At 36.9% G+C, this 10,275-nt stretch carries 11 protein-coding genes; all 11 read left to right on the forward strand.

Features of this window, described 5'->3' with window-relative positions:
- The coding region (locus PLH43_RS11580; RefSeq protein WP_324363259.1) for a transcriptional regulator at positions 1 to 824 on the forward strand (824 nt) is incomplete at its 5' end.
- Between the two features lie 228 nt (positions 825 to 1,052).
- The gene (gene groES / locus PLH43_RS11585; protein ID WP_324363261.1) at positions 1,053 to 1,337 is read left to right on the forward strand and encodes a co-chaperone GroES; all 285 of its coding nucleotides are present in this window, start codon (positions 1,053 to 1,055) and stop codon (positions 1,335 to 1,337) included.
- A 62-nt stretch (positions 1,338 to 1,399) separates the two neighbouring features.
- On the forward strand, positions 1,400 to 3,031 hold the full coding sequence (gene groL / locus PLH43_RS11590) for a chaperonin GroEL (protein WP_324363263.1): 1,632 nt from the start codon (positions 1,400 to 1,402) through the stop codon (positions 3,029 to 3,031).
- Between the two features lie 226 nt (positions 3,032 to 3,257).
- Complete coding sequence (locus PLH43_RS11595) at positions 3,258 to 4,322, forward strand: PilZ domain-containing protein (protein WP_324363265.1); 1,065 nt, start codon at positions 3,258 to 3,260, stop codon at positions 4,320 to 4,322.
- Between the two features lie 33 nt (positions 4,323 to 4,355).
- The gene (locus PLH43_RS11600; RefSeq protein ID WP_324363267.1) at positions 4,356 to 4,883 is read left to right on the forward strand and encodes a DUF6106 family protein; all 528 of its coding nucleotides are present in this window, start codon (positions 4,356 to 4,358) and stop codon (positions 4,881 to 4,883) included.
- Between the two features lie 134 nt (positions 4,884 to 5,017).
- Entirely contained in the window at positions 5,018 to 6,769 is a 1,752-nt protein-coding gene (locus PLH43_RS11605) for a glycosyl hydrolase family 18 protein (RefSeq protein ID WP_324363269.1), read from the forward strand.
- A gap of 84 nt (positions 6,770 to 6,853) precedes the next feature.
- The gene (locus PLH43_RS11610; protein WP_324363271.1) at positions 6,854 to 7,810 is read left to right on the forward strand and encodes a hypothetical protein; all 957 of its coding nucleotides are present in this window, start codon (positions 6,854 to 6,856) and stop codon (positions 7,808 to 7,810) included.
- A 333-nt stretch (positions 7,811 to 8,143) separates the two neighbouring features.
- Positions 8,144 to 8,620, forward strand: coding sequence for a transcription elongation factor GreA (greA, locus tag PLH43_RS11615; RefSeq protein ID WP_324363273.1), 477 nt, complete (start codon positions 8,144 to 8,146; stop codon positions 8,618 to 8,620).
- A gap of 242 nt (positions 8,621 to 8,862) precedes the next feature.
- Positions 8,863 to 9,177, forward strand: coding sequence for an STAS domain-containing protein (locus PLH43_RS11620; protein WP_324363275.1), 315 nt, complete (start codon positions 8,863 to 8,865; stop codon positions 9,175 to 9,177).
- 12 nt (positions 9,178 to 9,189) lie between these two features.
- Positions 9,190 to 9,582: an ATP-binding protein gene (locus PLH43_RS11625; protein ID WP_324363277.1), complete on the forward strand. Its 393-nt coding sequence runs from the start codon at positions 9,190 to 9,192 to the stop codon at positions 9,580 to 9,582.
- 2 nt (positions 9,583 to 9,584) lie between these two features.
- Positions 9,585 to 10,256, forward strand: a complete 672-nt coding sequence (locus PLH43_RS11630) for a sigma-70 family RNA polymerase sigma factor (RefSeq protein WP_324363279.1) — start codon at positions 9,585 to 9,587, stop codon at positions 10,254 to 10,256.
- Positions 10,257 to 10,275 lie beyond the last annotated feature (19 nt).

Here is a 10,275-nt window from a genome sequence, read left to right on the forward strand (position 1 = left end):
AATCTAACTTAGAAAAGCTGAAAAATTGTCTTGACAATGGGGGGCATTATACAACCACAGATATAGCAAGACGCGGCGAAATTGCAAATCTGTTTCAGGAAAACGGTCTTATGACCTATGAGACGGTGATATTAAAGAATGTTGGCATGGAGGAGCTGGACTTCGGGCTTATCAGAGACTATTTTAAAACACTGAATGTCGTGAGCGACAATCCCAGTGAGCTTATTCTTGAGGCATTAGGTATAATCGGGCAAAAGTCCGAGGCAGAAGGATACCGTCCGACCATAGGGGGATTGCTGCTTTTTGGGAAAAATCCTTCCTTGTATCTTCCCCATGTTTATATAAAAGTCGTTTACAATGGAGAGACCCGGATGTTTTTCGGGAACATTTTAAAAATGCTCGATGATGTATCCGACTACATGAGAAGTATAATAAAGGTAGAAGGATATCCCTTTGATGCTTTAGAAGAGGTAATTGCCAATGCCCTAGCCCACAGGGATTATTTGGATGTGAAAAAAGGGATTGTAATAACGGTGACAGACAAGAATATTAAGGTCAGCAATCCGGGGGCCCTTATTGCCAACAACAGCGTCTACAGTTTCTCGAGAGAAAGTAATCCCGACAGGCGAAATCCGTGGCTGTATCAAAGGCTTGTGACTTTGGATCCCAAAAGGAGATTTATGAAGTCCGGCTTGGGAATGAAGAGGGTAAAAAAATCCTTTGCCGAGATTGGGCCCGTCAAGTTTATTAATATTGGTTCCCAAAATTTGTTTAAGGCACTTTTGCCCGCTCAAGTAAAACAAGGGTTAAATACCGATACATGAAGTTTATTTCCGGCGAAAAATTGAGTAAATTAATGAATTCGGAATGTATTTATCGACAATCGGCTCCTATCCCCGTAAAACGATAAAATTTAGGAAAAATGTATGTTTGATAACAAAATGGGTAATATAATAATATTATATTTGTGATTAGCACTCACCTTAGGTGAGTGCTAATAAATGAATACATAGATCAAGTTTAAATAAAAAATCGAAAGAGGAGGTACTAATATGAATATTAGACCATTAGCAGACAGGGTAGTTGTTAAAATGGTAGAAACTGAAGAGACTACAAAGAGCGGTATTGTTTTACCGGGTTCAGCAAAGGAAAAGCCTCAAATAGCTGAAGTTGTAGCAGTAGGACCCGGCACAGTGGTAGACGGAAAAGAAGTTAAGATGGAAGTAAAAGTTGGAGACAGGGTTATTATAAGCAAATACGCCGGAACAGAAGTAAAATTTGACGGGCAAGAATATACAATCCTCAAGCAAAACGATATTTTGGCGGTAGTTGAATAATAGCAGTTTCTGATCACCGGTTCAATTCAATTAGAAAAAGTATTCCTAAGGAGGTTAATGATATGGCAAAGCAAATAAAATTTGGTGAAGACGCTAGAAGAGCGATGGAAAGAGGCGTTAATCAGTTAGCGGACACAGTAAAAGTTACCCTTGGACCTAAGGGAAGAAACGTTGTACTTGACAAGAAATTCGGTTCGCCGATTATTACAAACGATGGTGTAACCATTGCTAAAGAAATCGAGCTTGAAGATCCGTTTGAAAACATGGGTGCACAGCTTGTAAAAGAAGTTGCTACAAAGACCAACGATGTTGCCGGAGACGGTACAACTACAGCAACACTTCTTGCACAAGCTATAATCAGAGAAGGACTCAAAAACGTTGCTGCAGGTGCAAACCCAATGCTTCTTAAGAGAGGTATAGCAAAGGCAGTTGACGCAGCAGTTGAAGGTATTAAGGAAATCAGCCAGAAGGTTAAAGGAAAAGAGGACATAGCAAGAGTTGCTTCAATTTCCGCCAATGACGAAGTTATTGGTGAATTGATAGCCGATGCTATGGAAAAGGTTACAAACGACGGTGTTATCACTGTTGAAGAATCAAAGACAATGGGTACAAACCTCGAAATAGTTGAAGGTATGCAGTTTGACAGAGGTTATGTATCACCATACATGGTTACTGATACTGAAAAGATGGAAGCTGTTCTTGACGAACCTTACATCCTCATCACAGACAAAAAGATAAGCAACATACAGGACATTCTCCCATTGCTTGAACAAGTAGTTCAGCAGGGCAAGAAACTGGTTATCATTGCTGAGGATGTTGAAGGCGAAGCTCTTGCAACACTTCTTGTAAATAAATTAAGAGGAACATTTACATGTGTTGCTGTTAAGGCACCTGGCTTTGGTGACAGAAGAAAAGCTATGCTCGAGGATATAGCAATCCTTACCGGCGGCCAGGTTATCACATCAGACCTCGGTCTTGAACTTAAAGACACTACTGTTGAACAGCTCGGTAGAGCAAGACAGGTTAAAGTTCAGAAAGAAAACACAATTATCGTTGACGGTGCAGGTGACCCAAGCGAAATTCAAAAGAGAATTGCATCAATCAAGTCTCAAATCGAAGAGACTACATCCGACTTTGACAGAGAAAAACTTCAAGAAAGGCTTGCAAAGCTTTCCGGCGGCGTAGCTGTAATTCAGGTTGGTGCTGCAACTGAAACAGAAATGAAGGAAAAGAAATTGAGAATCGAAGATGCTCTTGCTGCTACAAAAGCTGCTGTTGAAGAGGGAATAGTAGCAGGTGGAGGAACAGCTTTGATAAATGTTATTCCAAAAGTTGCAAAAGTTCTCGAAACTGTATCCGGAGACGAAAAGACCGGCGTACAGATAATTCTGAGAGCTTTGGAAGAGCCGGTTAGACAAATTGCTGAAAATGCAGGTCTTGAAGGTTCTGTAATTGTTGAAAAAGTTAAAGCTAGCGAAGCTGGCGTTGGATTTGACGCATTTAATGAAAAATACGTTAACATGATTGAAACGGGAATAGTTGACCCGGCAAAAGTAACAAGATCAGCTCTTCAAAACGCTGCATCTGTTGCTTCGATGGTACTCACTACCGAAAGTGTTGTTACCGATATTCCAGAAAAAGAACCGGCTGGCGGAGCTGCAGCAATGGGCGGCGGCATGGGCGGAATGTACTAATTTGAACCATGTCAATAACAAAGAGAGATCCTTTAGTAGGGTCTCTCTTTATTAATATATTTTTTATGGCATATACATTACAAAATTCACGAAACACTGGTTAATATTTACAAGATATTGAACTTGTTTCACAAAAGTTATAAAATATATAATATAGGCAATTCAGTTCGAGTCATATTCTATGTTCTACACTCAAATCATTTTTTCTATAAAAAGGAGATTAATTATGAGTGTTATTTCCGTAAGCAAAGAAGAATTATTCGGTATCATGCAATATACCAATCTTGTGCGTGTAAGATTTGAAAACGATGATGTATGGACGGTCTTACCGATACTATATGCCAGTGAAGACCAAGTCGATGTTTTGGTTGATGCTTCAAAAACTGCTTTAATTGACCATGCCGGCAGCAGAGCAGTTATAAAATTTCAACGAAAGGGCTATGAATACATTGTAAACGGTCATATTGACAGCAAAAGTACCGATGCTCCGGTGACAGTGACGATAAAATATACTGAAGCAAAAAAATACTACAACTTAAGAAAACATATAAGATTTGATGTTGATATGAAATCCCAAATAAAAGAAAGGGAAAGCGGAAGTCAACCTCAAAAATGCGAAGCTTTATGGAAGGATGCTGCAATTAAAAACATCAGCAAAGGCGGAGCAATGTTTATTTCCGATACGAAATTGGATTTTAACAGTACAATTGACATCAAACTGATTTTCGACTCCGCAAAAGAAGTTATTGCATCTGCAAAGATATTAAGGGCTACGGAGCTTGGAAATGGTGAATTTGGCTATGGAGCACAGTTTATTGACATAAGCGGGGAAGATAAAGGTATTTTAAATGCCGAGATATCAAAGCTTGAAGAGAAGTATCTAAGTTCCTTGAGTACCCTTAGAGAATACAAGAGAACTTCCGACATGAGGTTTGATACAAAAATTGTTATTTTCAGTTCCGATATCGATGAAAGCTATGATATCAGAGAATCCCTTGTAAAGCTTGGAGCAGAGAATTTTGACGTAATAAATAATTTTAAGTTCTACTTTGACTATCTTACAGAGGAAAAACCCAAGCTGGTAATAATTGATACAAACACATTGAATGATGAAGTTATCGATACGGTAAAAAACATAAAAACGGATTTTTCCGATATGAATGTTCAGCTTGTTCTTCCCATAGAACTTATGGAGGAAGATATACTTATAAGCCTTGCAGGCGAAGATGAAATTTTGTTCAAGCCATTGATTTATAACGAATTCGAAGATAGAATTATAAAGTACCTCTAATTTTATTATTTTATATTCTCTGGGAGGATAAAAGTGGATATATTTGTGGAAAAAATAGTAAAGAAAAAGATGGACAGCAACGATATTCTAATTATCAGGGGCACAATAACCTTAGCTGTCGTTTTGATAGGCGCAATAATATTTTTTTTAGGGCCTTACGGAGTTTCATTGTTTTTGTGTGTGGGAATTGCGTATTTAACTTATTTGATAATCTCTTCAAGGAAAGTGGAATTTGAATATGCGTTCACCAACGGAGAAATTGATATCGACAAAATAACCAACAAGAAAGCAAGAAAAAACCTCATAAATGTAAACTGTAGAGAGCTTGAAATTTTCGCCAAAGCAGATTCCGAGAAGCTGAGCCGCTACCTTGAAGAAATAGAAGACAGGATAATGGCTGCAAGCTCTTTAGATTCGGAGGACGTTTATTGTTTTGTTGCAAAAAAAAGAAGTGATGATGAGGATAGTAAAGAATCGAAGAGAGTTTTGGTTTTTTTTGAGCCCAATGAAAAGATGTTGAAATCCATTAAGATAATGATACCCGGAAAGGTGCTCGAATAGCCTAAATAAATAATCGAGTATTGACGATGAAAAAGGAGGTTAAACTAGACTTCCTTTTTTTATTTAGTGTCCGATTGATAATTTTGTTGTATAATGTTATATAAATAATTATTTTGTGATTACGGGGGAACAAAATGAAAAAGAAAGTTATAGGTTGCTTAGTGATTGTGCTTTTTTTTGCTGTTTTGGCGTCTATCTTGCTGGTGGGGTATAACCTTTATCTTAAGCCCAATGACAATGTGGTTCCTGCGTTTGCAGAAGGAGAATTGATCCTGATGGTGGAGGGGGAGCAAATAGCTTCGAAGAACGGCCCGAAGCTGTTGGAAGGTGAAATACTTCTTCCTTTCGACATTGTTAAAGAGCATTTTGATCCTCATATTTTCTGGGACGAGGCTTTGGGGAAGGTCACCATAACCACAAAGGACAGAGTAATAAGGATGAAGACGGACAAACTTGACGCAATTGTAAATAACGAACCGATAACCCTTAATATTCCCGTTACTGTGGAAAATAATGTAGTATATATACCTATAGAGTTTTTGGCTGAATTCTACGGTATTGAGGTATCGTACATCGAAGAAAGCAATGTCGTTGTTATTGACTATAAAAACAGCATAAAGCAGATAGCCGAGCCGATTGATCCCGAAGCCGTTGTGAGAAAGGGACGCTCCATACGTGAGCCAATTATCAGAAAATTTGATTTATCCTCCGGAGATACTTCGAAAAATACTCTTAGGATATTTGAAGAATATGACAAGTGGTACAAGGTCAGAACTTGGGACGGTGCCATCGGATATATCGAAAAACGCTTTGTGGTTGTAAAGAGAATGATTGTGGAGGAGATTTCGAATCAAAAGGCTCTGCAGCCTGCGTGGACACCTCCGAAGGGAAAGATAAATCTTGCGTGGGATATGATATATTCAAGAAGGGAAGAACACTCGGCTTTAGGGGAAATGAAAGGGCTTGATGTCATTTCCCCTACGTGGTTTCAGGTGAAAAATGCAAATGGAGAGTTAATCAACAGGGCATATTCAAAGTATGTTGATTGGGCCCATAGCAAAGGTTATCAAGTATGGGCCCTTTTAAGTAATGACTTTACCGACACTGAAATGACAAGCAAATTTTTAAACAATACCGATGCAAGGGACAACCTGATCAAGGAAATACTGGCTTATGCGGCATTGTACAAGCTTGACGGCATTAATATTGACTTTGAAAATTTGCATAATTCGGATAGAGACGTTTTTACACAGTTTGTCAGAGAAATTTCTCCTCTGCTGAGAGAACAGGGTCTTGTGGTATCTGTGGATGTGAATGATATAAAATGTTACGATAAAAAGGCATTGAGTGAGGCTGTGGACTATATAATGTATATGTCCTACGACCAGCACTGGAGCACAAGCCCTGTAGCAGGTTCGGTAGCACAGGTGAGCTGGCAGGAGAAAATAGTAAAAAGGGTTCTTGAACAGGAAGGAGTGCCAAGGGAAAAGCTGCTCTTGGGAATTCCTTTTTATACCCGGCTGTGGAAAGAGACAACTGATGAATCCGGCAAAAAGAAGTTGACCAGCAGTGCCCTTACGATGAAGCAGGCAAAAAACATTATTATCGAGAACAATGCAAAGGTTGAATGGGATGAGGAAAGCGGACAGTTTTATGCCGAATATACCAAAGACAACGCAAATTATAAACTTTGGCTTGAGGATGCCAACTCGATTAATTTGAAGTCATCCCTGGTGCACAAATACAGGCTTGCGGGTACATGCGCGTGGAGCATTTATTTTGTATCCGAGGATATTTGGGATGTGTTGAACAAAAATCTCAAGGAGATAGAAAGCTATCAAGAATGGTTGAATCAAAACCGAAACAATCAATATAAATTTCCTTAATTATATGAAATATCACGAATATTTGGTCATTGTCTCAAATAGGATGGTATTAAAACTTGTATAAAAAAGGCAAGGGATATTCAAATGAGCAATATAGGTTTGATACTGTTCTGTGACGAGAGGGATGATAATAAAAGGAATTTGTTTAAAAATATATTAGCTATAATAAAAAGGCTTGTAAGTTCAAAGCTTTCCGATGATGCAGTAAAAAAAGCAGAGCTTTACGACGAACTTAATATTTTTATAATAAGACTTCCCTATAGGGTGAGCGAACTTAAAAAACCGAGCCGTTTTAAAATGCGAAGGCTTAAAAAAATTATAAAGAAGCTGTGTTCGGATTATTCCATTGAAAGGTGCTTTTTTCCTGCTAATCTGCCCGATGTACCGGATATTGGCCTGTGTATTAGAAATCCTTTCTTGGGGCATTTTCTTTATAAAGCATTACTGGTAAATATTTTAAAGATGATTTCGGAGAAAAAGGGTAAAGATATAAGGGAACTTGGTGTTGCAATTTTACATGGAAACGAACAAAATATTTTGTATTTATATATGAAGATTTTATCAACTATTTCAAAGTTTTTGACGATAATAACTCACGAGAAGGAGTTAATTGAAAAAATTGCTGACGATATTTTTGAAGAGACGGGATTGGCAGTCAGGGTAACGGATAATGTAATTAGCGGTATGGAAGATGCACAAGTAGTAGTGAATCTTACTGATTTATGCAATTTTAATCTTACCAAGAAGATAAAATCCGATGCATCCGTTATAAATTATGGAAGTATCAACACTGATAAGATAAAGTTTTCCGGTACAATAATTAATGATGTTGATATTATTTTGCCGAAAAGATTTGAAGAAATGATGGGAAAGGACATTTATAAATTTTATAAAAGACTGGAGCTGGCGGAAATTATTTTACTAAACAAGCTCAAAATTGGAACATGCACAACTTGCGATAATGTCGATTATTCTGTAATAGAAGAGCTTGAAAGGCAATTTGAAAGCGACGGATTTAGCCTTGTTCCAGTTTTTGTATAATTTGCATTATAAAAAACTTTTTTTGCTGGCAGGTTATTGACAACATTGGTTCAGTGGTCTATAATGAATAAAAATTGATTAAAATAAATCGTGTTTATGAGTTTATTGCAAGTGCAGTGATTTATAATATTGACGAATCTAATTATACTGGTTCCATTTCGTTTGTACTATTGATAGAAGTAATTTTTTATGTTCGTGGTTCCATGGCATAGCTTAAAGTGCTGTTATACCATTTCGGTGCGGATTGTATTTCAAGAATATCAATTTTAGAATAAATAAGAAGGAAATGCATATATTATCAACACGAAATTCAAAGTAAAGGAGAGGCTTCAAATGGTAAATAAAGAAGTTGTTCTAACCTATGAAGGATTGCAAAAGTTGGAACAAGAACTGGAGAACTTAAAGACTGTGAAGAGAAGAGAGGTAGCTGAGAGAATTAAGCAAGCTCTTTCATTTGGTGATATATCTGAAAATTCCGAGTATGATGAGGCAAAGAACGAACAGGCTTATATTGAAGGAAGAATATTTCAGTTGGAGAATATGCTGAAAAATGCCAAAGTTATAGATGAGGATGATATAAAAACTGATGTTGTGGGTATAGGTTCTAAAGTTAAGGTTTTGGATATGGAATTTGACGAAGAAGTTGAGTATTATATAGTTGGTTCTACTGAAGCTGACCCCTCACAATACAAAATTTCCAACGAGTCTCCGGTGGGGAAGGCTCTTATCGGGCAAAAGCAAGGAAGTGTTGTTGAAGTTATGGTGCCTGACGGTGTTATCAAGTTTAAGATTTTAGAAATCAATAAGTAATCTTATATATCTTGTAATATTAATTTGGAATAATATATACTTTAAATAAGTATATTAGAAATAACAGTTTACATTAAATGTAAGCTGTTATTTTATTTATTATTTCTGTGCCTTGGCGAAGTGTTCTTTGCAAGGTTGCTATAAAGTTGCTATATATATAATATAGAGTGTATAATATTATAGTATATGTTGGACATTAGGCCGATTGATGCTACAGATATTAAGGAAGGAGGAATTTTTTTATGTCAGAGGGTTTGAAGTTTGTTGAGGAAAAACTCGATGATTCAGTTAAATTAAGTTTGTTTGGCGAGGTGGATATTTATACTTCTCAAGAGCTTAAAGAGAAGCTTTACAGCATAGTTGACAACAATCAAACTGATTTGATAATAGATTGTAAGGAGCTAAACTATATTGACAGCACGGGTCTAGGTATTTTTGTAGGTGCTCTCAAGAAAACCAAACAGTATGGGAAAAAGATTGTCATAACCAGCCTTAAGGACAATATTAAAAAGCTGTTTATTATAACCGGGTTGGATAAAGTTTTTGTTATTGAATAGTGAGGTGAAAAAATGAATTCTGTTTCTGACAAAATTGAGCTCACTCTGCCGTTTAAAGCAGAATATGTCAGTGTTGCGAGATTGGTTGCTTCAGGCGTGTGCAATCGAATTGGATTTGACATTGAAACCATAGAGGACATAAAAGTTGCCATATCTGAGGTTTGCAGTAAAATAGTCAGCATAGGCAGTAAAACAGCGGATAATTACACTATTGTATATGATATTACCGAGAATGCCTTAAATGTTGTTTATGTTTGCGATGATCCGTCTATAAAGTGTATATTCGACGAGGAAAAAGACGGTCTGGCAATAAGCATAATAACTGCATTGATGGACAGTGTGGTACTGTGTGATAAATCAAACAGGATAATATCCATGTCAAAAGTACTTGAGGGGAATAGATAGTCATGATGGACGATACAGTAAACAATAACAATGCTGTCAATGACAACGATGAGTTGTTTAAAATATATAAAGAGACAAAAAGTGTTGAAATAAGAAATAAGATTGTCGGTAAATATCTTTATCTTGCTGAAATACTTGCAAAAAAATTTTTAAATAGAGGCATTGATTATGAAGATATTTATCAAGTGGCTTCTATTGCTTTAATTAAAGCAGTTGAAAGATTCGAACCCGACAAGGGCGTTAAGTTTATTAGCTTTGCAACACCTACTATTATTGGCGAAATAAAGAGATACTTCAGGGACAAAGGTTCCGTTATCAGGGTTCCCAGAAGAATATATGAGGTTTATCAGAAAATTAACCAGGCCAGGGATTTTTTGACCCAGGAATTACAGAGGCCTCCTAGGATAGATGAGCTTGCAAAATATTTAAATGTCAGCGAAGAAACTGTTGTTGAAATTATTGAATCCTACAACGCTTATAATGTCCAGTCCTTCAATCAGAATGTGTATGCCAATGACGAGCTGGAGCTTCATGAAGTTATCGGCGATGAGGATACCACCTTCGAAAGAATTGAGAATAGGGATTTCCTCGAAAAAAGTCTTGATAAATTCAGCGATGTTGAAAGAGAATTTATAAATATGAGCATTCCTGTAATGAAACAAAATGATCTTTGAAAAAGAAGATGCCAGGCTG

This window comes from Acetivibrio sp. (assembly GCF_035371925.1).
GTDB lineage: Bacteria > Bacillota > Clostridia > Acetivibrionales > Acetivibrionaceae > Hungateiclostridium.

What these genes read in the sequence shown, in the direction of transcription:
- groES (WP_324363261.1), top strand. Translation starts at nt 1,053, where the DNA reads ATGAATATTAGACCATTAGCAGACAGGGTAGTTGTTAAAATGGTAGAA.
- groL (WP_324363263.1), top strand. Translation starts at nt 1,400, where the DNA reads ATGGCAAAGCAAATAAAATTTGGTGAAGACGCTAGAAGAGCGATGGAA.
- PLH43_RS11595 (WP_324363265.1), top strand. Translation starts at nt 3,258, where the DNA reads ATGAGTGTTATTTCCGTAAGCAAAGAAGAATTATTCGGTATCATGCAA.
- PLH43_RS11605 (WP_324363269.1), top strand. Translation starts at nt 5,018, where the DNA reads ATGAAAAAGAAAGTTATAGGTTGCTTAGTGATTGTGCTTTTTTTTGCT.
- PLH43_RS11610 (WP_324363271.1), top strand. Translation starts at nt 6,854, where the DNA reads ATGAGCAATATAGGTTTGATACTGTTCTGTGACGAGAGGGATGATAAT.
- greA (WP_324363273.1), top strand. Translation starts at nt 8,144, where the DNA reads ATGGTAAATAAAGAAGTTGTTCTAACCTATGAAGGATTGCAAAAGTTG.
- PLH43_RS11620 (WP_324363275.1), top strand. Translation starts at nt 8,863, where the DNA reads ATGTCAGAGGGTTTGAAGTTTGTTGAGGAAAAACTCGATGATTCAGTT.
- PLH43_RS11625 (WP_324363277.1), top strand. Translation starts at nt 9,190, where the DNA reads ATGAATTCTGTTTCTGACAAAATTGAGCTCACTCTGCCGTTTAAAGCA.
- PLH43_RS11630 (WP_324363279.1), top strand. Translation starts at nt 9,585, where the DNA reads ATGATGGACGATACAGTAAACAATAACAATGCTGTCAATGACAACGAT.